The sequence below is a fragment of the Halomonas sp. QHL1 genome (assembly GCF_001882345.1).
Taxonomy (GTDB): Bacteria; Pseudomonadota; Gammaproteobacteria; order Pseudomonadales; family Halomonadaceae; genus Vreelandella.
Genome location: NZ_MINL01000001.1, coordinates 3,409,551 through 3,434,547, shown reverse-complemented (window position 1 = coordinate 3,434,547; position 24,997 = coordinate 3,409,551). Strand labels below are relative to the sequence as shown.

23 protein-coding genes are annotated in these 24,997 nt (G+C 56.5%); 4 read left to right on the top strand and 19 right to left on the bottom strand.

Annotation, left to right across the window (positions count from 1 at the left end; translation table 11 throughout):
• The first annotated feature begins 19 nt into the window (after positions 1–19).
• Complete coding sequence (locus tag QHL1GM_RS15755; protein ID WP_071695305.1) at positions 20–2,164, top strand: FAD-dependent oxidoreductase; 2,145 nt, start codon at positions 20–22, stop codon at positions 2,162–2,164.
• Complete coding sequence (locus QHL1GM_RS15750; RefSeq protein ID WP_071695304.1) at positions 2,161–3,294, top strand: FAD-dependent oxidoreductase; 1,134 nt, start codon at positions 2,161–2,163, stop codon at positions 3,292–3,294. The genes QHL1GM_RS15755 and QHL1GM_RS15750 overlap by 4 nt, the downstream gene beginning before the upstream one ends.
• Before the next feature lie 7 nt (positions 3,295–3,301).
• Here the strand turns inward: QHL1GM_RS15750 and QHL1GM_RS15745 are convergent, their stop codons facing one another.
• Complete coding sequence (locus QHL1GM_RS15745; protein ID WP_071695303.1) at positions 3,302–3,763, bottom strand: META domain-containing protein; 462 nt, start codon at positions 3,761–3,763, stop codon at positions 3,302–3,304.
• An 81-nt stretch (positions 3,764–3,844) separates the two neighbouring features.
• A complete protein-coding gene (gloA, locus tag QHL1GM_RS15740) occupies positions 3,845–4,285 on the bottom strand; it encodes a lactoylglutathione lyase (RefSeq protein WP_071695302.1) in 441 nt (146 codons plus the stop codon).
• 128 nt (positions 4,286–4,413) lie between these two features.
• On the opposite strand from gloA, the gene QHL1GM_RS15735 reads away from it, so the two are divergent.
• On the top strand, positions 4,414–5,484 hold the full coding sequence (locus tag QHL1GM_RS15735) for a metal-dependent hydrolase (RefSeq protein ID WP_071695301.1): 1,071 nt from the start codon (positions 4,414–4,416) through the stop codon (positions 5,482–5,484).
• 12 nt (positions 5,485–5,496) lie between these two features.
• Here the strand turns inward: QHL1GM_RS15735 and QHL1GM_RS15730 are convergent, their stop codons facing one another.
• The 8 genes from QHL1GM_RS15730 to rho form a co-directional block, all read right to left on the bottom strand.
• Entirely contained in the window at positions 5,497–6,228 is a 732-nt protein-coding gene (locus QHL1GM_RS15730; protein ID WP_071695300.1) for an MliC family protein, read from the bottom strand.
• Between the two features lie 42 nt (positions 6,229–6,270).
• A complete protein-coding gene (locus QHL1GM_RS15725) occupies positions 6,271–6,783 on the bottom strand; it encodes a DUF3087 family protein (RefSeq protein ID WP_035576573.1) in 513 nt (170 codons plus the stop codon).
• A gap of 80 nt (positions 6,784–6,863) precedes the next feature.
• Positions 6,864–7,961, bottom strand: a complete 1,098-nt coding sequence (locus QHL1GM_RS15720; protein ID WP_071695299.1) for a 3-deoxy-7-phosphoheptulonate synthase — start codon at positions 7,959–7,961, stop codon at positions 6,864–6,866.
• A gap of 2 nt (positions 7,962–7,963) precedes the next feature.
• Entirely contained in the window at positions 7,964–8,125 is a 162-nt protein-coding gene (locus QHL1GM_RS19420) for a hypothetical protein (RefSeq protein ID WP_175540391.1), read from the bottom strand.
• Positions 8,126–8,515: 390 nt separating this feature from the next.
• Complete coding sequence (locus QHL1GM_RS19840) at positions 8,516–8,644, bottom strand: hypothetical protein (protein WP_007111697.1); 129 nt, start codon at positions 8,642–8,644, stop codon at positions 8,516–8,518.
• A 59-nt stretch (positions 8,645–8,703) separates the two neighbouring features.
• Positions 8,704–9,444: an FAD-binding oxidoreductase gene (locus QHL1GM_RS15715; protein WP_071695298.1), complete on the bottom strand. Its 741-nt coding sequence runs from the start codon at positions 9,442–9,444 to the stop codon at positions 8,704–8,706.
• 41 nt (positions 9,445–9,485) lie between these two features.
• Positions 9,486–10,976 (bottom strand): 4-hydroxy-3-polyprenylbenzoate decarboxylase, encoded by a 1,491-nt coding sequence (gene ubiD, locus QHL1GM_RS15710; protein ID WP_071695297.1) that lies wholly within the window; start codon positions 10,974–10,976, stop codon positions 9,486–9,488.
• Positions 10,977–11,007: 31 nt separating this feature from the next.
• Positions 11,008–12,267: a transcription termination factor Rho gene (gene rho, locus QHL1GM_RS15705; protein ID WP_007111700.1), complete on the bottom strand. Its 1,260-nt coding sequence runs from the start codon at positions 12,265–12,267 to the stop codon at positions 11,008–11,010.
• Positions 12,268–12,801: 534 nt separating this feature from the next.
• On the opposite strand from rho, the gene ppx reads away from it, so the two are divergent.
• Entirely contained in the window at positions 12,802–14,355 is a 1,554-nt protein-coding gene (gene ppx / locus QHL1GM_RS15700; RefSeq protein ID WP_071695296.1) for an exopolyphosphatase, read from the top strand.
• Here the strand turns inward: ppx and tilS are convergent.
• The 9 genes from tilS to QHL1GM_RS15655 form a co-directional block, all read right to left on the bottom strand.
• Positions 14,330–15,628 (bottom strand): tRNA lysidine(34) synthetase TilS, encoded by a 1,299-nt coding sequence (gene tilS / locus QHL1GM_RS15695; protein ID WP_071695295.1) that lies wholly within the window; start codon positions 15,626–15,628, stop codon positions 14,330–14,332. The two genes, ppx and tilS, sit on opposite strands and share 26 nt — an antisense overlap.
• On the bottom strand, positions 15,609–16,565 hold the full coding sequence (gene accA, locus QHL1GM_RS15690) for an acetyl-CoA carboxylase carboxyl transferase subunit alpha (protein WP_071696022.1): 957 nt from the start codon (positions 16,563–16,565) through the stop codon (positions 15,609–15,611). Before accA ends, tilS begins: the two co-directional genes overlap by 20 nt.
• 118 nt (positions 16,566–16,683) lie before the next feature.
• On the bottom strand, positions 16,684–20,190 hold the full coding sequence (dnaE, locus tag QHL1GM_RS15685; protein WP_071695294.1) for a DNA polymerase III subunit alpha: 3,507 nt from the start codon (positions 20,188–20,190) through the stop codon (positions 16,684–16,686).
• A gap of 38 nt (positions 20,191–20,228) precedes the next feature.
• A complete protein-coding gene (gene rnhB, locus QHL1GM_RS15680) occupies positions 20,229–20,861 on the bottom strand; it encodes a ribonuclease HII (protein ID WP_071695293.1) in 633 nt (210 codons plus the stop codon).
• Complete coding sequence (lpxB, locus tag QHL1GM_RS15675; protein WP_071695292.1) at positions 20,851–22,023, bottom strand: lipid-A-disaccharide synthase; 1,173 nt, start codon at positions 22,021–22,023, stop codon at positions 20,851–20,853. Before lpxB ends, rnhB begins: the two co-directional genes overlap by 11 nt.
• Positions 22,024–22,040: 17 nt before the next feature.
• Positions 22,041–22,808, bottom strand: coding sequence for an acyl-ACP--UDP-N-acetylglucosamine O-acyltransferase (gene lpxA, locus QHL1GM_RS15670; RefSeq protein WP_071695291.1), 768 nt, complete (start codon positions 22,806–22,808; stop codon positions 22,041–22,043).
• Entirely contained in the window at positions 22,805–23,248 is a 444-nt protein-coding gene (gene fabZ, locus QHL1GM_RS15665; RefSeq protein ID WP_071695290.1) for a 3-hydroxyacyl-ACP dehydratase FabZ, read from the bottom strand. The genes lpxA and fabZ overlap by 4 nt, the downstream gene beginning before the upstream one ends.
• Before the next feature lie 149 nt (positions 23,249–23,397).
• Entirely contained in the window at positions 23,398–24,432 is a 1,035-nt protein-coding gene (gene lpxD / locus QHL1GM_RS15660; RefSeq protein ID WP_071695289.1) for a UDP-3-O-(3-hydroxymyristoyl)glucosamine N-acyltransferase, read from the bottom strand.
• A gap of 53 nt (positions 24,433–24,485) precedes the next feature.
• A complete protein-coding gene (locus QHL1GM_RS15655) occupies positions 24,486–24,986 on the bottom strand; it encodes an OmpH family outer membrane protein (RefSeq protein WP_071695288.1) in 501 nt (166 codons plus the stop codon).
• Positions 24,987–24,997: the final 11 nt, after the last annotated feature.

Here is a 24,997-nt window from a genome sequence, read left to right as displayed (position 1 = left end):
TAGCGCTGGAGCTTTTATTGTGACCCGACAACGTTTGATTATTGCAGCGCTACTGATCACCGCCATTGGCGTGTTTTTCATCAGCGGTGCCCATCAATGGTTCACCCTGGAAACCATCAAAGCGTACCAAAGCGACTTCCAAACGGCATTTAATCAAAACCCTTGGCAGGTAGCCGGGATGTTTTTTGTCGTTTATGTGGTGATAACGGCGCTCTCACTGCCGGGCGCCACGCTGATGACCCTGCTTGGCGGTACGCTATTTGGTTTAGGTTGGGGGCTGCTGATTATCTCCTTCGCCAGCACAATGGGCGCCACGCTGGCCTTTTTACTCTCGCGGTTTCTCTTTCGTAGCCCCATTGAAAAGCGTTTTCCGCGCCAGTTTGCCTCAGTGAATCGCGGTGTCGAGCGCGATGGAGCTCTCTACCTCTTCACAATGCGTTTAGTGCCGGTGTTTCCGTTTTTTATGATCAACCTGGTCATGGGCCTGACACGCATCAAAACCATCACTTTTTACTGGGTAAGCCAGCTCGCGATGCTACCCGGCACCGCCATCTATGTGAATGCGGGTGGGCAGCTAGGTGATTTAGAGAGTCTGGGGGGTATTCTCTCGCCGACGCTTATCGCCTCGTTTTTACTGCTGGCTATCTTCCCCTGGATAGCTCGGCGCATTGTACAGCTGTTGCAGAAGCGCAAAGCTTATAAAGGTTTTACCCAGCCAGCGCGTTTTGACTACGACATTGTGGTCATCGGCGGCGGCTCAGCCGGGCTGGTCACCAGCTATATCGCCAGCGCCGTGAACGCCAAAGTGGCGCTGGTGGAAAAACACAAAATGGGCGGCGATTGCCTGAATACCGGCTGCGTGCCCTCCAAAGCGCTCATTCGCGCTGCTCGCTCCGCCCATGAGATTCGCACCGCACACCGGTTCGGAGTGACTGCCAGCGAGCCGCAGGTCGATTTTGCCAAGGTGATGGGGCATGTGAAACAGGCAATTAGCGATATCGAACCCCACGACAGCGTGGAGCGCTACAGCGGCCTAGGCGTTGAGGTGTACCAGGACCACGCCAAGTTGATCTCACCCTGGGAAGTGCAGGTGGGGGATAAAACTCTCACCGCCCGACATATCGTGCTGGCCACCGGCGCTAGGCCCAAAGTACCCCCGTTACCCGGCATTATGGATGCGCCCGTTCTAACCTCAGAAAATCTTTGGTCGCTTACTGAACTGCCCGAGCGTTTAGTGGTGTTGGGCGGTGGTGCCATTGGCTGCGAGCTAAGCCAGAGCTTTGCCCGCCTGGGTAGCCAAGTCACCCTGGTCGAAGGCATTTCCCAACTTCTGGGTCGCGAAGACCCAGAGGTAGGTGAGTTGATCGAAGGCACTTTGGTTAACGAAGGTGTCAGGGTAATGACCGACGCCAAGGCGCTGGAAGTTATCAGCGACGAAACTGGCTATCGGCTAGCGGTGGAGCATCACGGCGAGCGCAAGATGCTTGCCTTTGACTACCTGCTGGTGAGTGCCGGTCGTCAAGCCAATGTGGAAGGCTTAGGGCTGGAAGCATTAGACATCACGACCACCCAAGCGGGAACGTTAGAGCTGAACGAGCGTCTGCAAACCCATCTACCCAATATCTGGGCCTGCGGCGATTTAGCGGGCCCCTATCAGCTCACCCATGCCGCCGCTCACCAGGCGTGGCACGCAGCAGTCAATGCGCTGTTTGGTGAGCTGAAAAGCTTTGCGGTGGATTACCGCTATATGCCCGCCGTCACCTATGTGCAGCCGGAAGTAGCCAGGGTGGGGTTAAACGAAAAAGAGGCTAATGCACAGGGCATTGCCTTTGAAATCACCCGCTACGCCATGAGCGAAAGCGACCGTGCCATTGCCGAAGGCGCGACCCAAGGCTTTATCAAAGTGCTTACCGTGCCCGGCAAAGACAAGATTTTAGGCGCAACCATCGTGGCGGAAAATGCCGGCGAATGGCTGGGCGAATTCACCCTCGCCATGAAGCACGGCCTGGGTCTCAATAAGCTGCTGGGCACTATCCACCCCTACCCCACACTCGGCGAGGCGGCCAAAGCCACTGCGGGTGTATGGAAGAATGCTCATAAACCCGAACGGGTGCTGGCACTATTGAAGCGCTACTTCAATTGGCGGCGCGGTGACAGTCAATGAAGCAGCTGTTACTCATTGGCGCGGGCCATGCTCACGCCTTTGTACTGGAGGCCTTTGCCAACCAGACAGATCACCATATCGCACTGACCGTGGTGAGCGACGCAGCTACCGCCGCTTACTCAGGCAGCGTGCCAGCCTGGCTTGCAGGTGAAAGCACGCTGGAAGAGACGCAGATTGATATAGCCGCGCTGTGCCAGCGGGCCAATGCCCGGCTGATTCTCTCCCCGGCTAAAACGGTGAATACCCAGGCGCGCTACGTAATCCTGGCAAATGGTGACCGGATTGATTTTGACGTCGCTTCTTTCAATATCGGCTCCACGTTAAAACCTCCCCAACAGCACGGGAATCGGCTACCCCAGTTAATCGCTATGCGCCCGTTAAGTACGCTGCATCGACGCTGGCAGGCACTGCAAAATGACGTTAACCACTTACCCAGTGGCGGCCACCAACGCGTGGTGGGCGTTGGTGGCGGTGCGGCGGGCTGCGAAACGCTGATGAGTGTTCTGGCTCAGCTACGTAAACAGCGCCCGGATATTCGTTGGCAGGGCCATTTACTAAGCGCATCAAACGAGCTGCTGCCCGGTGCTGGTGACTTACCGCGCTGGCTTATTCAGCGAGCGTTATTACGCGCAGACATTAGCGTGCATCATCAAGTACGTGGGGAAGCATTGGTAGACGGCGGGGTATTAACTCACTGTAACGTACTCATTCCTGCGGATATAGTACTCTGGGCCACTGGGGCGGTGGGTCATGGTTGGCTCGCTGACAGCGCGCTGCCATTAGATAAAAATGGCTTTATTCGAGTAGCGAAAACCCTTGAGGTCATCGATCAGCCGGGCATTTTTGCGTCGGGTGATTGCGCCGCGCTCACTCCCACACTGCCAAACGCCGGCGTTTATGCGGTGCGCATGGGGCCACCCTTAGCGGATAACCTGCGCCATGCCTGCCACGGCGAGACCCTCAACGATTGGCAGCCACCCAAGCGCGTACTGGCTCTGATTGGTACAGGCGATGGCCGGGCAATTGCCAGCCGCGGTACCTTTGGCCTATCAGGAAAATGGGTATGGAAATGGAAAAAGCGGATTGATGCGCGCTTTATCGCCCGCTTCAATCCGCCTTTTGAAGACTAACCGGCTATCAGTTACCTTCGCGCCAACCGCCTAGCACCCGACTATCCGGACCAAAGAAGACCAACCGATCGTGGTCAATTAAATATCGATAGGCGGTCTCCATCATATCGGTGACCCGTTTGGCATCGGCCATTTGTGGACACGCCATTCGGGTGGTGGCCAGTTGGCTAAACTCAATGCGCTGGTTCTCACCGAGTGTTACTTCGCCAGTAAAGCGGTTACAGCCGTCGTAGCCGCTAACTTTGCCCTCTTTTGAAATCTGGAAAAAAGGCGTTTCCGGCATGGAGAGCCGCTCATCGGTTCCCACCAGCAATAAATTCCAACGCTGGTCGACGATAGCGCCCGAAAGCGAGGCGTCACTCGGCCCTGGTTGCGGCGCAGAGCCTGATTCTGGCGAACTGCTACAAGCACTTAACAGCAGCGCAGCGGAAGCGAGCAGTGGCAGTAAGCGCCAACCTTTCATGGTCATGGTGAACTTTCCTTGTGTCATAGCCTTTGTGGAATAGTCTGTGTGGCATAGCTCTTTGTGTAATAGCTATTTATGTAACAGCTACCAGCTACCGGTGTTATCCATGGAGGCCCATGGCTCTTGTGGCGCCAAGGCATCGCCTTTCTGCAGCAGTTCCACAGAGATACCATCCGGTGATTTAACAAACGCCATATGGCCATCACGGGGCGGGCGATTAATTGTCACGCCATTGTCCTTAAGGTGTTGGCAGAGCGCATAGATATCATCCACCCGATAGGCTAGGTGGCCAAAGTTACGCCCGCCTGTGTACTCTTCGGGATCCCAGTTATACGTCAGTTCAAGCTCCGGAGCCGTCAGCCGCTCGGAGCGTGGCTCATCTTCTGGTGCGGCCAGAAACACCAGCGTGAAGCGCCCTTTCTCATTCTCTTTACGGCGTACTTCTTTAAGACCCAGCAGATCGCAATAAAAACGCAGCGAAGCATCTAGGTCACTAACACGCACCATGGTATGTAGATATTGCATATCGACTCCTGTTAAAAAGGGGCTTGGTCATACTTTACAGAAACGTGACAGCGAAAATAAATCGCTACAACGCTGTATAATTAAATCATAACGTTTATCTTAGCTGGGTTTACCTGTCGGAGAAACCTGTGGATTCAGTCACTCAAGCCGCACTTGGCGCAACCATTGGTGGGGTGGTACTGGGCCGACGCCTTGGCCGGAAGGCTATTCTCATCGGCGCCGTACTGGGCACCCTGCCCGATCTTGATGTAGCGTTGGATTATGGCGATGCCGTGGCCAATGTCACCGAGCATCGCGGTTTTAGCCATTCGCTTTTTGTACTAACAGGGTTGGCCACCCTGTTGGCGCTGCTGAGCGCGCGATTTGCTCCCGCAAAAGATATTAGTCTGCCTCACTGGTGGTGCTTCTTTGCGCTTATTTTGCTTACCCATCCTCTGCTTGATGCGCTGACCACTTACGGTACCCAGTTACTTTGGCCCCTTGACCTCGCTCCCGCCGCGTGGCCGATTATTTTTATTATTGATCCGTTCTATACGCTGCCGCTGTTACTCACCCTGGGGATTGCCTTGATCTCTCAACGGGTACGTAAAGCCTGCACATGGGGATTGGCCATCACGAGTATTTACCTAGTGGTAGCAGCGGGTGCGAAGTTGACGGTAGAGCAACGTCTTGCCCCAGCCCTAGCGGAGAGGGGTCTGGAAGAGGCGCCGCTGCTGATACAGCCAACGCCGTTTAACATTGTGCTATGGCGCGCCACGGTGATTGACGGGGAGCGCTATTATGAAAGCCTTATCAGCGTATTTGACGGTGACCGTCAACCGCGTCTTGAGCCGCTGGTTCGTAACGCTGAACTAGAAACGTTCGCCTTGGCCAGCCAGCAAGGGCTGCGCTTAACCTGGTTTACGGGACCTTTCCTACGCTATGAAACGCGGCAGCTAGAGGGAAAAGAGACGCTGATCGCCACCGATATTCGACTCGGCTTCCCAGGCTTTCACCCGTTTAGCTTTACTCTGGCAACGTTAGAGGACGAACGCTGGGTGCCACTTGCGGTCAGCGAACAGCTGGAGAGTACCCGTGGTATTCAGATGGAAACGCTATCGCGTCTCGCCGCTCGAGCCACAGGTAACACCTCGGCCCTGTGCGCCAGCGACTTTGTAGCGCAAGAGTGGCGGGCCGAGCGTGTTGTTTATCGCTGCTGAGTTAACGCTTTATTAGGGAGCAATACCTTGGCCACAGCCGCTATACTGCTCACCACCGTAGGTCAGCGTAACGCGAGCGGGGAAAGGCTTACCGCTCATGTTATCGAAACAGGCCCCAGCGTCGATACGCACGCGGAAAAAGGGCTCCACGTCGGCGTTTTCAATCACGACCCGTCCCGCTTCGTTGTCCATCACGCTAACCATATACGGTAGTTGAAGGCGCTCTTCCCCGTAGTTTGTCTCCATCGTTAGCGTCGGCGTGTCATTCGCTAACGCAACCGTCCAGCCCGGTTCGTTACCCTGGCCAAAGAACATCACGCCGGGCTTCGCAGTTCGGGTTAAGGCGTCACGCTGCTCGGCCAGCGAGCACTGCAGTTGCCCTCGAGGCGTTTCCACTAGCGCCTTGTCACCCCGGTTCCAGAAGCTGATCTCACCATCTTGATAGCGGGCGCCGCTGGCTACGACGGCTTGGGGCAGCCGCCATGCGCCGTGCAGCGACCATAGGCGCAAATCGTTGGCATTGGTGGCGGTGACCAAGTGTTGTTTCGCAGGCTCGCAGTGCCATGCGGCAAATTGCTCAGCGGAGCCAGGAAACAGCGCCGAGGGCAGAAAGGGAGCCCGGTTATCCAGCGTTGCTTGGTTAGCGGCCGTAGTTTCTGTGGAGGGGGTGGCTGCACACCCCGCGAGCACCACCATCACACCGGCAGCGGCGATGGCCCCACCCCACGCTTTTAATGAATTCATGCATCATGCTCCCTGTATGACTAATTCTATTTTTTTAGCTACTTACCCACGTTTGAACGCCTGAAGATCGTGCGTATCGATACTTTCCACCTGCGGAGGCAGCTCCAACTCTTCACGCTTGATTTTAACCTGCATTTTTTCCGCTAGCCGTTCGGCATCGTCGTCGGTGGTGCGCCCATTAAGCTCCGCCAACTGTGCCATGCCCTGGTGATAGAAAGTGAGCAGATCCAGCGCCGTGCGATTGTTCTCTTCCACCGCTTTGCGCAGTTGCGAAAGATAGCCACTGACTTGCGAGAGGTGATGTTTGAGCTGCCAGACGTAGCGCACCTCCGTCATCCATGGGCGCTCACGCAGCACGGCAAATAGCGCGCTGGTGGCCAATAGTCCCAGTAGCACGCCTAGGGCATTGAGCCATAGGCTGCTGCCAAAGGTGGAGGTAAGGAGCATTGAGAATAGGAGGCCAAAAATAATCAGTTGCCCCGCCATGGCAAAGCTGATCATGCGGGCTTTACGGCGGTAGGTCTCGGGGTCGTGGTGCTCTAGGGTAAATACCATGGCCAGTCTCATCATCAAAATAAGTTACTTATGATACGGGGCTGGCCAGGGCAAACAAGTAATAGCGTTTACAAATGCAATTACGCCAAACGTTCTGCAGCCGTTTTGAGTAATTGCTCGGTCGTTTCCCAGCCCACGCAGGCGTCGGTGACCGATACGCCGTAGCGCATGGCCCCAGGCTTGAGCGGCTGCTTACCTTCGAACAGGTGGCTTTCCAGCATCAGCGCCACCAGGTTGGCTTCGCCCGCCTGACGCTGCGCCAATACATCCAGCATTACTTCACTCTGGCGGCGATGATCTTTGCGCGCATTGGCATGGCTGCAATCCACCATTAGCCGTGGGTTTTGCCCTGCATTGCGCAGCGCGGTGGTTGCCGCGCGAACGTGTTGTGCCTGATAGTTCGGTTCGCCGTGCCCGCCACGCAGCACCACGTGGGTGTGCGGGTTGCCTGCAGTTTGCTGGACGATCGGGTAGCCTTGAGGATCTACCGCGAAACGCTGGTGCGGGTGGGCCGCCGCACTCATGGCATCGATAGCCACTTGTACATCGCCACTGGTGGCATTTTTGAACCCTACCGCCGCTGACAAATCGCTGGCCAGCTCACGGTGCAGCTGCGACTCGGTGGTGCGCGCACCAATTGCGACCCAGCTCAACAAATCGTCCAAATAAGGTGCCAGCATCGGCTGTAGGAGCTCGGTGGCCACCGGCAGGCCGCGTGCGGCTACGGCATGCATCAGTTCACGAGAGAGCGCCAAACCACGGGGCATATCGCCGCTACCATCCAAGTCTGGATCGTAGGCAAGCCCTTTCCAGCCCACGGTGGTGCGCGGCTTTTCAACGTAGACGCGCATGACCGGCAAAATACGTTCGCCTATCTCTTCACTTAGCGCAGCCAGGCGATCCGCGTATTCTAGTGCTGCATCGGGGTCGTCAATGGAGCAGGGGCCGACCACCACCAGTAGGCGCTCATCTTGACCGCTCAAAATTTGCTGTACGGAGTGGCGCTGGCAGGCAATTTGCTCAATTAGCGGGTCGCTTAACGAGATACGTTGGCGGAGTTCGGCGGGGGTAGGCAGCCGCTTTGCATTGGGCTCAGGCGCTGAAGGCGTTAGCCGGGAAGTAGCGTGGGCAGGGGTTACCGTGGTTTTATTAATAACAGGGCTGATAGGCGCATTCATGATTAATTCTCCGCAATCGTGTGACATCGTATGGCTGTGTGACCACCCAAGTGAACACGGTCGGAGGTGGTAGCTAGCACCAACCGCGCGTCGCTAAATCGCCAGCTATAGCCGTAACCCACAAAACCGGTAGCGTAAGCGTTAGTCAGTGCGCGAGAAATCATGATGCTGCTCCTTGATGAAATAATGATGAATAACTATTGCCGAAAATCGCTCAGTCTATAAATCGCTAGGGCCCTAAAACGCCAGAAGCCCCGGCGGGGTTACCGACCGGGGCTTCTGTGCTTGCGGCAGGCAACCGAGTGGTGTGCCTGGTGGCGCGACGTTAGGCGTCGGCCAGGGGCACACCGTGGCTAAACCAATACCCATAAAACGCAAAGCCGCCAGCCAATTCTGGCTGCGGGTTCACTGTATGAGGGTTGGTTAGTCGCTGCATGCCCATATTCCGTTAGATTCTGTTAGTACCGAATAGCTAGCCCAAGTAAACCGTCTGACAGGGCCGCGCTATAGCGCTGTGGTTTTATCCTGCCTGCAAGCGCTGCAAATGGCAACACTCAACCGCTAAAAGCTTGTACCCAACCAATGGTAGCGGGCAGCGCGCTCATACTAACCAGCACCACCAATCCTAGAAAGATGGACAGGAAACCAGAATCGTCTTTAAAGTTTTCGTCGTGATGGGCCATGTTAGCCTCCTTTTTTATCAACGCTATATCAGGGGGAGCGTTACAACGCTGCGGTCATATTAAGTAGAACGGGGGGCGTAGGCAAACACATCCGAAAACACCCGCTCAAGCTTTATGCCTTTTGTATCGAGCACATCCAGGCAGGCGTAGACCATGTTGGGCGAACCCGAGATATACACATCGTGGGTGTCTGGCGTGATATCTGCGGTTTTCAACACCTGATCAATACGCCCCAGGTGATGGGTGATCCGCTCGCCCGCAGCTAACGGCTCTTCCAAGGCTGATTCGGTTACCGCATGAAAGCAGACATTGGCGTGGGTTTGCGCCCACTGACTGGGCAGTTGCTCCAAATAGAGGTCGCGGTGTTCACGGGCGGCCCACCACAGCGAAACTTCTCGTTCGGGCTGTTCATGCAGTACTGCTTCGACAATGGCTTTCATCTGGGAAAAACCGGTTCCTGCTGCAATCAGCAGCAGCGGCCTTTCACTCTCACGATCAAGCACGCACTCACCGCCGGGCAAACGCAGTGTGAGCTGGTTGGCTACCTGCAGCAGTTCACGCAGCCGTGCTGAGTTATCCCGCTCCGGCCAGTGTTGAATATGCAGCTCGATAATCCCATCTCTGCGATCGGCACTGGCGATTGAAAACGGCACCCAGGTGGTGTCGTCCAATTTAAGCTCTAAATATTGCCCCGGCGCATGCTGCATGGCTTCGGCGCGCCCGGTTAGCGTCACACCAAACACATCGGGGCTTAAGTTCTCAACCTCGGTGACTTGGCAAGTCAACGTCCTTGCACTCATGAAAGCCTCTTTTTACAAATTTGGTCAGCGATACATCGCATTCAGTGGCGAGCGGGCGGTAACTCAAGGTCAATCCCCAGCGCTTCCCAGCGTTCATCCACGCGTGCTTTAACAGCATCGTCCATCACAATCGGGGTGCCCCATTCACGGTCAGTTTCGCCCGGCCACTTATTGGTGGCATCTAGCCCCATTTTCGAGCCCAGGCCCGAGACCGGCGAAGCAAAATCGAGATAATCAATCGGCGTATTCTCGACCATCACGGTGTCGCGTGCGGGATCCATTCGGGTAGTGATCGCCCAGATAACATCTTCCCAATTGCGTGCGTCCACGTCGTCATCCAGCACAATCACAAACTTGGTGTACATAAACTGACGCAAAAAGCTCCATACCCCCATCATCACGCGCTTGGCGTGGCCGGGGTACTGCTTTTTCATGGTGACCACCGCCATGCGGTAAGAACAGCCTTCCGGCGGCAGGTAGAAGTCTACAATTTCGGGAAACTGCTTACACAGGATCGGCACGAAGACTTCGTTGAGCGCTACGCCGAGAATCGCCGGTTCATCCGGTGGGCGCCCCGTATAGGTCGAGTGGTAAATCGCATCACGCCGCATGGTCATCCGCGTGATGGTAAACACCGGGAAGTGGTCGACCTCATTGTAGTAACCGGTGTGGTCACCAAAGGGGCCTTCCGCCGCCATATCATCCGGGTAGATAAAGCCTTCGAGGATAATTTCGCTGGACGCAGGCACATCAAGGTCTGCGTGGCCGCACTTGACCAGCTCGGTACGCGAACCGCGCAGCAGGCCCGCAAAGGCATATTCTGAGAGCGAATCCGGAACCGGGGTCACGGCACCCAAAATCGTCGCCGGGTCGGCGCCAAGCGCCACTGCGACTGGAAAGGGATCGCCAGGATGGGCCTTTTGAAACTCCAGAAAATCCAGCGCGCCGCCGCGGTGGGAGAGCCAGCGCATGATTAGGCGGTTCTTACCAATCTTCTGCTGACGGTAAATCCCTAGGTTCTGACGCTTCTTGAGCGGCCCCTTGGTGATCACCAGCGGCCAAGTAACCAGTGGCCCCGCATCGCCCGGCCAGCAGTGCTGAATCGGCAGCAGGCCAAGATCGACCTCGTCACCTTCATACACCACCTCTTGCACCGGTGCATGCTTGACGTTTTTCGGCCCCATGCTGAGCACTTGCTTGAAGATCGGCAGCTTGTCCCAGGCGTCTTTCAAGCCTTTGGGCGGGTCAGGCTCTTTTAAAAACGCCAACAGCTTACCCACTTCTCTGAGCGCTTCTACCGAGTCCTGGCCCATGCCTAGCGCCACCCGCTTGGGCGTGCCAAACAGGTTACCCAGCAACGGCATGTCGTGGCCTTTGACGTTTTCAAACAGCAACGCCGGGCCACCGGCACGCAGCGTGCGGTCGCAAATTTCGGTGATTTCCAGGTAAGGATCGACTTCGACGGAGATACGCTTGAGTTCACCCTGCGCTTCAAGCGCTGCGATGAACTCGCGCAAGTCTTTATACTTCAAGGCACGCTCCCTGGCTGGCAAGTGCGCCGCCTTAGCGGCGCTTCATCGCTTCAAAGAACTCAAGATTGGTCTTGGTATCTTTCAGACGGTCAATCAGGAATTCAGTGGCGGCGGTGTCTTCCATCGGATTGAGCAGCTTACGCAGAATCCACATGCGCTGCATTTCATCTTCAGAGGCCAGCAGGTCTTCACGACGGGTGCCACTGCGGCGGATATTGATCGCCGGGAATACGCGACGCTCAGCCAGCTTACGGTCCAGGTGGGCTTCCATGTTGCCGGTACCCTTGAACTCTTCGAAGATGACTTCGTCCATCTTGGAGCCGGTATCGACCAGCGCCGTGGCGATAATCGTCAGGCTGCCGCCCTCTTCGATGTTACGCGCCGCACCAAAGAAGCGTTTCGGCTTCTCGAGGGCATGGGCATCGACACCACCGGTGAGCACTTTGCCAGAGCTCGGCACCACGGTGTTGTAAGCACGCGCTAAGCGGGTAATCGAGTCGAGCAGGATGACCACGTCTTTCTTGTGCTCAACCAAACGCTTGGCTTTCTCGATAACCATTTCAGCAACTTGCACGTGACGCGCCGGCGGCTCATCGAAGGTCGACGCCACTACTTCGCCACGCACGGTGCGCGACATTTCGGTCACTTCCTCAGGGCGCTCATCGATCAGCAGTACGATCAGATGACACTCTGGGTTGTTGCGCGTGATCGAGGTCGCGATGTTCTGCAACATCAGCGTTTTACCCGCCTTGGGCGGCGATACCAGCAAACCACGTTGGCCTTTACCGATCGGCGCGGTTAGATCGATGATCCGAGCGGTAAGGTCTTCCGTGGAGCCGTTACCGATCTCCATACGCATACGATCGTCTGGGAACAGGGGCGTTAAGTTCTCAAACAGGATCTTGTGCTTGGCATTTTCCGGACGGTCAAAGTTGATTTGACTGACCTTCAGCAGGGCGAAGTAACGCTCACCCTCCTTCGGCGGTCGGATTTTGCCGGAAATGGAGTCACCCTTGCGCAGATTGAAACGGCGAATCTGCGAAGGCGATATATAAATATCGTCGGGACCGGCGAGATAGGAGCTGTCAGCGCTACGCAAGAAGCCGAAGCCATCCTGCAGAATTTCCAGCACACCGTCGCCATAGATATCCTCGCCACTTTTGGCGTGTTTCTTGAGGATGGCGAAAATGATGTCCTGCTTGCGCGAACGGGCCAAGTTATCAATACCCATTTCACGGGCGATATCGAGGAGCTCGGGAACGGTTTTTTGCTTGAGTTCAGTGAGATTCATCGGTGTGTTAGAAAGTTGCTCATGGAAGCTGGGCGCCAGGCGCCGGGAGTAAGACAGGAGGCGTGAAAGTGACGCCGTGTGATGCGTTCAGACCCCGGTAAAGGCACGCGCTCGAAGATGAAAGGAACGGCGTTGGACTTAATTAACAACGCTACTGCTTGTTGTTTTTAAGACTCAACTCGAGGGTGCTAACACTTGTTTAATCTGGTTACACAGGAGAGTAGTGAGACCAGTGGGCTATCTGACGACTTGGAATTCTGGCTGACGCTAACGGGATAAACATGAATAACGTCTGGGGCGACCAAGGTGCCGTACTTGAACGACGCATGCAATATGATTTATCTAAACTGTCTATTTAACTCGTCTATCTAAACCATCTTAACAACGAAGTACTTGTGGACACACTAACTAATCAGGTCAGATCAGGCCAGTAGCTCGATGGTAGTCAAGCGCCGCGACAAACGCAAGCCTTTGGCAATTGACAATAGATAAAGGCCACCGCAACCTTGGCACAGCCAATACGAAGGAATGCTCATGCCCACGGATATTTCGCTCCCCATTGCCACCTCTGCCGCGGAGGCAGACAGCGGTGCACCGCAGCGCTTCGCCGCCATAGACCTGGGTTCTAACAGCTTTCACCTACTGGTGGCCAACTACCAGCATGAACGCCTCCAGGTAGTTGCTCGCTTAGGTGAAAAGGTGCAGCTAGCCGCGGGATTAGACGATGACGGCCAGCTCAGCGAAGAGGCAATGCAGCGCGCATTGGACTGCCTGGGCCGCTTTGCGCCGTTTTTAAACGACATTACCGATGCCAATTTGCGCATTGTCGGCACTAACGCGCTGCGCGATGCCGATAATAGCCAAGCTTTTATCGAACGCGCCGAGGCTCAATTAGGTCACGCCATCGAAATTATTGCTGGACGCGAAGAGGCCCGGCTGATTTATTTAGGCGCCGCCCACGCGCTGGCCGAAAATGGCCGCCGCTTAATCGTCGATATTGGCGGCGGTTCAACCGAATTTATCATTGGCGAAGCCTTTGAGCCCAAAGCGCTGGAAAGCCTGCGTATGGGCTGCGTGACCTTTTCCCGACGCTTCTTCCCCGACGGCGAGTTAAACGAAAAACGTATGCGCCGCGCCGAGCTAGCCGCCCTTTCGGAGCTTGCCAATATTCAGCGTCCTTACCAGCGCCTGGGCTGGGATGACCCCGTCGGTTCAAGCGGTACGATCAAGGCCGCCGCCAGCGTGCTGTATGCTCACGGCGATACGCCCCACGAAGGTGTGATCACCCGTGGCGGTTTGAAGAAACTGCGCGAACGGCTGCTAAAGTGCAAGCAGCTGGATAAAGTCGTGCTTGATGGCCTAAAAGCCGACCGCGCTAAAGTCTTCCCGGCGGGTATTGCCATCCTTGGCGCGATCTTTGAAGCCTTTGATTTAACCCAGATGCGCTTTGCCGATGGTGCTCTGCGCGAAGGCGTTCTCTACGACATGGCCGGGCGCAATACCGCGGAAGACTCACGCTCGAAAAGCCTGGAGTCGCTGCAGCGCACGTACGATGTCGATACCCGCCAAGGGGTTAACGTTGCCGACACTGCCGAGCGCTTGTTTAATCAGGTGCGCCATGACTGGTCGCTAAACCTTGATCAAGGACGCTATTTGCAATGGGCCAGCCACGTGCACGAAATCGGCCTGGCGATCTCCCACAGCCAGTTTCATCGCCACGGTGCCTACTTGCTTGAGCACTCCGACCTTGCTGGCTTTTCACGCCCTGAACAGCGTCAATTGGCGTTTTTAGTGCGCGCCCATCGGCGCAAATTTCCGCTCAAAGAGTGGCAGAGCCTGCCCAACGCGCAGCAGTCGATCACCCAGAAGCTCGCACGGTTGTTGCGTTTAGCCGTACTGCTCAACCATTCGCGCCCAGAAACCGCCCCACCGCTACCGGAAATAAGCGCCGACAGCGATAGCCTGACGATCACTCTGCCTGCCAATGATGAACCTACCCTACTGAGTACTGACTTGGAGCAGGAGCAGGCGTTTATGGAAGCCGCCGGTTTTAAGCTGGTCATTAAGCAGGCGAAGTTAGACGGGTAAAGCGAACGCCCTCTGCCTGCCATAGCAGCTGAGCAGGGGGGCAAATCACCCCAATGCACGCCTCATCCAGCAAGATGACCACCAGCCGCTCGCGTTCCCAGGGCGGCATATCTGCCTCTTGTAGCAACCTTTTGAGATCGCGCCGCCCTCGTTTGGGCAATTGAATAACCTCCCCACCTTGTCGCCAGCTCGCCCTCAATAGTTGAGAGTGCGGTTGAGATAATGCCACTTGCCAGCCTAACGGCCCAATGGGCGTCTCCAGCGGCGTTTGACCATCCCAGCTAACTTCCCAAGTCGGTAGCGGTTCAAGGGGCTTAAGCAGATAGAGCCGCTGGCGCCATAGGCGCGCCTGCGCACCCGGCCACTCAACGCACACCTCGGCATCGGCTTTGGCTGTCAGTTGATCTAGAAGGCTCTCTAAACGCTTCTGCGGCGGCGTTGGCAATCCTTGCTGCTGGCAAAGAGTGCGCACCAGCAGCCGCTGACGGGGGCGGGAGCGCTGACTAAGCGCGCTTGCATCTACCTGCCCTTCTCCGGTAAAGAGCTCCGTTAGCTCCGCAGCTAAATACTCACTAAGCACTGCATCTGCTTCACTGGCATGGACAGCGCTATTCGCCAGCGCCGTCTCTGCCGTCGGCCAGCGCTCGCGAATAGCGGGTAGTAGCCGGTGCCGCAAGCGGTTGCGATCAAAGCGAATATCTTGATTGGTAGGGTCTTCACACCAGCGCAACTCAAGCAGCCTAGCCGCAGCTTCAAGTTCCGCTCGGCGCACGGTGAGCCAGGGGCGCACCAGAGAGATACTCTGAGCGTCCCGGCGATAGGGCATACCGGCCAGGCCACGTAGTCCGCTGCCGCGCAGAGCGGCGAGCAGAAAGGTTTCCGCCTGATCGTCCTGATGCTGGGCCAGCCAAAGGGTGTCACCCGCAGGAACGGTCGCGAAGAAGGCCTCGTAGCGGGCGTTGCGGGCGGCGCCTTCGATACCTTCGCCCTGGGCATCTACCGTCACATTGACCACTGTCAGCGTTAAGTTTAAACGCACGCACATATCTCGGCAGTTCGCTTCGAATGCCTGCGCTGCCGACTGCAGACCGTGGTTAATGTGGATTACCTGCAAGCGACGGTCTGCTTGTTCGCAGACCTGTGCGGCTAACGCGAGCAGCAGGCAGGAGTCTAAACCGCCCGAGAGTGCCACCCAAATAGAGCGCCCCGGCGGGGTTTCCGCCAGGGCGTCGTTGAGTAAGGCTTGCAGCAAATTAAGCGGCTGGGGCGCCATAGCTCATTAAACGCTTATAGCGACGCTCTAGCAGCGCGTCGGTGTCCATCGCCTGCAAACGCTCCAGGCTGCCGGTAAGCGCCTCTTTGACCCGTTCAGCGGTGGTGAGCGGGTGGCGGTGAGAACCACCAAGCGGCTCCTTGATCAGTGAATCGACAAAACCCAGCTCTTTTAGGCGTTCAGCGGTAATCCCCATGGCCTGAGCGGCGTCCGAGGCTTTGGTGGCGCTCTTCCACAGAATCGAGGCGCAGCCTTCAGGCGAGATCACCGAGTAAGTGGAGTACTGCAGCATTTGCAGTTCATCGCATACGCCAATGGCGAGTGCGCCACCGGAGCCGCCTTCACCTACCACAGTGGAGATAATTGGCGTTTTCAGTCGCGACATAACGGCCAAATTATAGGCAATCGCTTCAGACTGGCCGCGCTCTTCCGCGTCGATACCAGGATAAGCCCCAGGCGTATCGATAAAGGTCAGGATCGGCATCTTAAAGCGCTCGGCCATTTCCATTAGACGGCACGCTTTGCGGTAGCCTTCTGGGCGCGGCATACCGAAGTTACGACGTACTTTCTCTTTTACATCGCGGCCTTTTTGATGACCAATCACCATCACCGGCGCATCGTTCAGTCGTGCAATGCCACCGACTAGCGCGGCATCATCGGCGAAATTTCGATCGCCGTGTAATTCGTCAAAGTCGGTGAAGATGTGTTCGAGGTAGTCCAGCGTATAGGGCCGCTGGGGGTGTCGAGATATCTGAGAAACCTGCCAGGGAGTCAAATCCTTGAAGATCGATTCCGTCAGCTTACGGCTTTTCTCTTCCAGTCGAGAGATCTCGTCGGAAAGGTTCACTTGGCTATCAGAGCTGACCAAACGCAGCTCTTCAATTTTTGCCTGGAGTTCGGCAATGGGCTGTTCAAAATCGAGATAATTAGGATTCATCGGCTCTGCCTGGTCAAAATAAGCATGCATATGTGTTTAAAGAGTATAAAGAGCATTATCGCACCCTGACCCTGCTGCGCAAGGTGGGTGCTCGCCCGTTTACCCGTTGACGATACTTTTAACGATAACGTAGCTGAACGCCTGTCTGGCCCTGGACATCCCTCAACGCCAGCAGCAAATCGTCGCTCGGTGCGACTTTCCACTCATCGGCGAGTTCCAACCACGCGACGGCTGCCGGGTGTCGATACTGCAGGCGCACCGGTAAGCCCTCTTGATCGCGATACGGCGTCAGGCTGTCGCGCAGGGTTTCAATTAAGCGACCATTGATCTGCCCCGCGTCCAGCGCCAGCTCCACCGCTTGGCCGTAGCGAATACGTGCCGTCACCATCGGCGTAACGTCTTTACCGCGCAGGCGCAGGCCACCAGAGAATTCATCGCTGGAGACTTCGCCCTCTACGATGAGCACTTGATCGGCCTCAATCTGACCGCGTAGCTGCTCGAATAACTCCCCAAACAGCGAGGCTTCAATACGCCCAGTGCGGTCGTCCAGGGTAATAAACGCCATGGTATCACCACGCTTGGACTTCATGGTGCGCACGCCGACCACTAGGCCAGCAACGCGCTGGGGGTCGCGTGAGGGTTTTAAATCGCTGATCCGCGTCGACACAAAGCGCTTTAATTCGCGCTCGTACTCGTCGATCGGGTGACCCGTCAGGTAAAGCCCTAGGGTGTCTTTCTCCCCGGAGAGGCGCTCGCGATCAGTCCACTCACGGGCGTTGATGTACTCCGCGTAAACATCATTCTCGCTGTCGTCGCTCTCGACGAAAGCATCACCGAACATGTCCAGCATACCCAGGTTTTGATTGGTATGGTTCTGGGCGGCGGCTTTCAGTGCGTCTTCCATGGCAGCGAATAGCACTGCGCGGTTGGGACCGATGGTATCCAGCGCGCCGGAACGAATCAGTGCTTCCAGGGTGCGCTTATTCATCCGCTTGGGGTCCATGCGACGGCAGAAGTCGAAGATCTCCTTAAACGGGCCGTCTGCCTCACGGGCTTCGACAATGGCGCCAATCGGTCCTTCGCCCACGCCACGAATCGCGCCCAGGCCGTAAACCACACGAGCATCGGTATCGACGGTGAATTTATAGCCACCGACGTTAACGTTCGGCGGGGTCACTGTGAGCTTGAGGTTGCGACACTCCTCAATCAGCGGTACCACTTTATCCAGGTTGTCCATTTCCGTGGACATAACCGCGGCCATAAAGGGCCCCGGATAGTGGGCTTTCAGCCACGCGGTTTGGTAAGAAACTAGCGCATAGGCGGCCGAGTGCGATTTGTTAAAACCGTAACCGGCGAATTTTTCTACCAGATCAAAGATGTTACCGGCCAAGTCTTTATCGATACCGTTGGCGGCACAACCCTCCATAAAGCCGTCACGCTGCTTGGCCATCTCTTCGGGCTTTTTCTTACCCATGGCCCGGCGCAGCATATCGGCCTGACCGAGACTGTAGCCTGCCATTACCTGAGCAATCTGCATGACCTGCTCTTGGTAGAGGATAATGCCGTAGGTAGGCGCCAGCACTGGTTTCAACAGCTCGTGCTGGTAATCCGGGTGTGGATAAGAGACTTCGGCTCGGCCGTGTTTACGGTTGATAAAATCGTCAACCATGCCCGACTGCAGCGGGCCAGGGCGGAACAGCGCCACCAGGGCGATCATGTCGTCCAGTGAGTCGGGCAGCAGACGCTTGATCAGCTCCTTCATGCCGCGGGATTCAAGCTGGAAGACCGCCGTGGTTTCGGCGCGTTTTAGCATCTCAAAGGTCGGCGCGTCGTCCAGCGGAATGCTCTCGATCTTGAGCGGCCCCTGGCCATTAACGCTGCGCACCTTATCGACCATCTCCAGCGCCCAGTCGATAATCGTCAGCGTGCGTAGACCCAGGAAGTCAAACTTGACCAGCCCCGCCTCTTCGATATCGTTTTTATCAAATTGGACCACCAGACCTGAGCCATCTTCATCGCATAACAGCGGCGAGAAGTCAGTCAGTTTGGTCGGCGCGATGACCACGCCGCCTGCGTGCTTACCAGTACCCCGGGTGGTGCCCTCAAGCTTGAGCGCCATCTCCCAGATCTCTTCGGCCTCTTCATCGTTGCCGATAAACTCTTTGAGCGCGGGTTCCTGCTCAATCGCCTTGGCCAGGGTCATCCCCACTTCAAAGGGAATCAGCTTGGAGAGCTTGTCCCCCAGCGAGTAAGGGCGGCCTTGGGCACGGGCGACGTCACGTACTACGGCCTTGGCAGCCATGGTGCCAAAGGTGACAATCTGGGATACCGCATTGCGCCCGTAGCGCTCGGCCACGTACTCGATCACCTTGTCGCGCTTCTCCATGCAGAAGTCGACGTCAAAGTCGGGCATGGAGACACGCTCAGGGTTAAGAAAGCGCTCGAACAGCAGGTCGTAGCCAATCGGATCCAGATCGGTGATCTTTTGCGCGTAGGCCACCAGCGAACCAGCACCGGAACCACGCCCCGGGCCTACCGGCACGCTGTTGTCCTTGGCCCACTGGATAAAGTCCATCACGATCAGGAAGTAGCCGGGGAAGCCCATCTGGATAATAACGTTGAGCTCGAACTCCAGCCGGTCGCGGTAGCGCTGGTCGATCACCTGGTACTCTTCGCTGTCGCGAGGATAGCGTTCAGCGGGAAACAGAAAATCCAACCGCTCGGTTAAACCGTCATGGGAGACCTTGCGGAAGAACTCATCCTGGGTCATGCCTTCAGGAATGCCGAACTCGGGCAGGAAAATCTCGCCCAAGCGCACGTCCACGCTGCAGCGCTCGGCGATCATCACGCTGTTTTCCAGCGCTTCGGGGATATCGGCAAACAGCGCCGCCATCTCGTCGGGGCTTTTTAAGTACTGCTCTTCGGTATAGCGGCGTTCGCGGCGCGGGTCGTCCAGCGCTTTACCTTCACCGATGGCGACGCGGGTCTCGTGAGCCCAATCATCTTCGCGCTCCAGAAAGCGCACGTCATTGGTCGCCACCACTGGAGTGCCTGTTTCAATGGCCAGCTTGACGCTGGCGTGAACGCAAGCCTCTTCCAGCGGGCGCCCGGTTCGAACCAACTCTAGATAAAAGCGCTCGGGAAATGCCGCCTGCCACTCTTCGAGCAGCACCCGTGCGTCTTGTTCGTTATCAGATAGCAGGTGACGGCCAATCTCACCCTCCCGTGCACCGGAGAGCGCAATCAAGCCTTCGCTCTGTTCCAGCACCCACTGTTTATCGAGAATGGCCCTCCCCTGGCACTGGCCGTGCGTCCAGCCTTTCGAGATCAACTCGGTCAGGTTGCGATAGCCAACATCGTTCATCGCCAGCAGCGTTAACCGGTAAGGGTGCGACTCGTCATGGGGATTCTGCAGCCATAAGTCGCTGCCAATAATTGGCTTCAATCCCGCGCCTTGGGCGGCTTTGTAGAACTTCACCAAGCCAAATAGGTTGGTTTCATCGGTCAAGGCCAGCGCTGGCATCGCCCGTTCAGCCGTGGTGCTGACCAGCGACTTGAGCTTCACTAAGCCATCGACCAGGGAATATTCACTGTGCAAACGTAAATGAACGAACGGAACCGTCATGGGACTCTCAGCAAAACGCTAGATGAAGAAAAAATACGTTAAAGCAACGCCAACTGGCGCTGCACCGGCGCGAAGCTACGACGATGTTCGGTAAGTGGCCCGTGGGCTGCCAGCGCCGTCAGATGCTCTTTGGTCGGGTAACCTTTATGGCGCGCAAAACCATACTCAGGATAGCACTCATCCAAGGCGACCATCTGGGCGTCGCGAGCGACCTTGGCCAAAATCGACGCCGCGGCAATGGCACAGTGGCGTGAATCGCCCTTCACCACGGCCTGGCCGGGCAACAGATGCTCAGGTAATTTATTGCCATCCACGAGTAGATATTCCGCCGCCGGTGCCAGCGCATCAATGGCTCGACGCATGGCTAAGTGGGTGGCATGGTAAATATTCAACGTATCCACCTCGGCAGCGCTGGCTTCTGCTACGGCAAAGGCTAACGCCCGCTCGCGAATTTGTGTATCCAGCGTTTCACGCCTGCGGGGAGACAGCTTTTTAGAGTCGGTAAGACCGTCAATCGGCTGCGCGGGGTCGAGAATCACCGCAGCGGCCACCACGCTGCCGATCAGCGGCCCGCGGCCCACTTCATCAACCCCTGCCAGCCGCTCACCACGGTAGGCAATTTCTAGTGGTGGAAAATCCTTGTGGTCAATCAACCAGGACTCAATGGCCATCAACAGTCTCCAGCGGCTGACGCGCGGCCAACAGGCTAATTGCCTCGGCGGCGCGGCGGCTGGCGTTGCGCTGGAGGGTGGCGTGCATCTCGGCAAAGCGCGCTTCCAGGGCATGGCGGCTATCTTCGTCCGCCAGCATGGTGCTGAGCTGACCGGCAATCGCCTCCGGCGAGGCGGCGTCTTGAATTAGCTCAGGCACCAGCGTTTCCTGTGCAATCAGGTTGGGTAGTGAGACCCATTGGGTTTTTACCAACCGCTTAGCCAACCAGTGGGTGACCGGTGCCATCTTATAGGCCACCAGCATGGTGCGGTGACACAGCATGGCTTCCAGCGCGGCGGTACCCGAGGCCAGCAGTACGACATCGCTAGCCACCATCGCTTCGCGGGCCTGGCCATCCAGCAGCGTAGTTCGCTCGGCAAGCAGCGGGTATTTGGCCATCACTGCGCTGATTTCCCGGCGCCGATCAAGTGTGGCCGCAGGAATCACTACCTGTAGCGCGGGGTGGCGCTGGCAAAGCTGTTCGGCGGCGGCAAGAAAGGTGTCGCCCAAAAAACGAATTTCATTGGCTCGGGAGCCTGGCAGCAGCGCCAACACCTGGCTATCAGGCGACAGTTCCAGAGCCAGACGGGTGGCAGCGCGGTCATTTTCCAGTGGCATTTCATCTGCCAGCGGATGTCCCACAAAGGCGACGGGGACACGGTGTTCGCGATAAAAGGCGGCTTCAAAAGGGAGCAGTGTCAGCATACCATCTACCGACTTAGCGATGCCTTTTACCCGCCCCTGGCGCCACGCCCATACGGAAGGACTCACGTAGTGGGCAGTGGTAACCCCCTCTTCACGAAGCTGGCGCTCAAGGCCTAGATTGAAGTCGGGCGCATCGATGCCGAGCATAATATCCGGCTGCCAGGCCAACGCTTCGGCTTTTAGGGTGCGCCGCACCCGGATTAGCTCGGGGAGGTGCTTAAGCACTTCAACCAGCCCCATCACCGCGAGGGTCTCTAAAGGGAAGCGGCTCTCCATGCCTTCCGCCTGCATGCGCGGCCCGCCAATACCACGGAACTCGATGTCGGGATGGCGTGCTTTAAGTTCACGCATCAGCCCAGCGCCAAGAATATCGCCGGAGAGTTCTCCGGCCACGAGGTAGACGCGTTGCAGGGTCATAAAATGATTAGCATCGGTTAACGGGTGATGCCGCGAGTCGAACGCTCAATGGAGGCAGCAAAATGCTCGACTTCGGGTAGCTCAAAGCGGCTACGCATTTCGGCAAGCGCCTGCTCAGTGGTCAGCCCTTGGCGATAAACCATTTTATAGGCGGCGGTTAAGGCATTAATCGCTTCGCGGCTAAAGCCACGGCGCTTTAAGCCCACCAGGTTTAGGCCACGCGCTTCGGCAGGGTTGCCATTAATCATGATGTAGGCGGGCGTGTCTTTGGTGATAATCGAGCCACCACCTGCCATGGCGTGATCGCCAAAATGGCAGAACTGGTGCACTGCCGCCAAACCACCCAAAATGACATGATTGCCGACGGTGACATGCCCCGCCAGGGTTACCTGATTGGCCAAAATGCAGTCATTACCAATCACGCAGTCATGGCCGACATGAACGTAGGCCATCAACAAGTTGCGCGAACCAATGGTGGTTTCACTACGATCCTGAACGGTGCCACGGTGAATCGTGGCGCCTTCGCGGATCACGTTATCGTCACCCATGACTAACCGCGTGGGCTCGCCGGCGTATTTTTTGTCCTGACAGTCTTCACCTACCGAGGCAAACTGAAAGATACGCGTGCGCTCACCCAGCGTAGTAGGGCCTTTAACCACCACATGGGGGCCAATCACCGAGCCCGCGCCGATCGTGACGTCGGGGCCGATGATACTAAAAGGGCCTACCTCAACGTCGTCGGCAAGGCGCGCCGTGGGGTCGACCAGTGCAGTAGGATGTATCAAGCCACCTTCCTCTCGGCACAAATAATTTCCGCTTCGCAGGCCAGCTCACCGTCAACCGTGGCACGGCATGCAAATTTCCAAATACCACGTTTACCTTTAATCACGTCGGCCTCTAAGGTGAGCTTGTCACCCGGCATTACCGGGCGCTTAAAGCGCACTTTGTCACTGCCAACCAAATAGTAGACATAGCCATCGGCAGGCAATTTATTAACCGTTTTAAAGCCCAGAATGCCGCAGACTTGGGCCAGTGCTTCGATCACCAGCACGCCGGGCATAATCGGGTGATGGGGAAAATGGCCGTTGAAAAACGGCTCATTAATGCTGACATTCTTGTACGCAACGATGGATTCACCGATGGCTAGTTGCGTTACTCGATCCACCAGCAAAAAAGGGTAACGGTGGGGCAAGTACTCGCGAATTTCATTGATATCCATAACCATCGTAGCGACCTCTAAAATAACAAAAAACCTGATGTACTCCTGAAGAGAGTCAGGCAAATACCAGCACGTCCGCTGATTAAAAGACGTAGATTATACCCCGCTGCTATCTAGCCACAAAACCGCAGCAGGTAAAATTCAATCAGCTATTACTACTCACGCTGTTTTTTTTCCAATCTCGCCAGACGCTTAGCGATGTCATCAAGCTGTTTAAAACGCACTGCGTTTTTACGCCACTGGGCATTAGCCATGGCGCCGGTACCGGAGGAGTAGACCCCTGGCTCATGAATTGAGTTAGTCACTAAACTCATTCCCGTTACCTGGACGCCATCGCAGATGGTTAGATGGCCGGATAAACCAACGCCGCCACCCAGCATGCAGTGCTTACCCACCTTGGTAGAGCCAGCAATCCCCACACAGCCCGCTAAGGCGCTGTGGTCGCCAATGATGACGTTATGGGCAATTTGTACCTGACTATCAATTTTGACGTCATCACCAATCACCGTATCACCCAGGGCGCCACGATCAATGCTGGAGCAGCTGCCTACCTCAACGTCATCGCCCAGCACAACGCCCCCTAGCTGGGCAATTTTATGCCAGCCAGCACCGTCGTGGGCGAAGCCAAAACCGTCACCGCCGATAACACAGCCGCTCTGCAGGATGACTCGCTTACCTACCACCACTCCATGACACACAGTGACATTGGCATGCAGCCGCGTTGCTTCACCAATAATGCTGTCGGCCCCAACCATACTGCCCGCGCCAATCACTGCGCGGTCACCCAGCACTACGCCAGACTCAATCACGGCGTGAGCTTGAATGCAGACATCGGCGCCTAGCTTAACGTCTTCCGCCACTACCGCCGTGGGGTGAATACCGACGACGTCGCGGGCGGGCAGCGGGTCAAACAACTGCGATAGCTTGGCATAGCCCAGGTAAGGGTTATCGATTTCCAGACGAGGTACCGGGCAATGCTTGCCGTGTTCAGGGTGCAGCAATACCGCTGCCGCCTTAGTCGTCGCCAAATCTTTCAGATAGGCACGATTCGCCAGGAAAGCGACTTGATCCGGCTGCGCTTCTTTTAACGTCGCCAAACCACGTATCGGCTGCTGGGCATTGCCGCTAACGGTAATGCCCAATTGGCGCGCAATGTCTGCGAGAGTAAGCTGATGAGAAGCGTGCGTCATAGGAGCCCAGGGAAGCTTTGGTGTGGCCAAGCCACACCAATCATCGTTTAAATTTAGTTCAAGGAATCAAAAATCTGGGTGACTTCATTGGTCACATTGGGTAGATCAACCCCAGAGTGCAGTACGCCCTGAGGTTCGACCAGTACATCAATACCGTGGCGTTCCAGCACCTCCGCAACAGCTTGCTCAAGCTTCGGCTCGGCGCCTTCTAAAAACTGCTGCTCAGAGCGCTGCTGGGCCTGCAACACTTCCTGGCGAAGCTGCTCAAAACGACTGCCTTTCTGCTGAAGCTCGCTAATCAGCGACTCCCGCTGGGACTGAGGCATCGTTTCGCCTTCGTTCTGCAAACGCTGCTGAAGCTGTTGCAACTCATTACCCAGGCTCTGCGCTTCACGCTGCTGATTGCCAATCTCACCTTCCAGGCTGCTCATTGACGCCTGTGCAGACTGGGTATTCATCAGTGCCGCTCGCCAGTCCAACACCGCTACTTCTGCGGCGTGAGCAGGCAAAATCATCGCGCCCAACAGACATACCACCGCTGTTAGTCTACGCATCTTGTTATCTC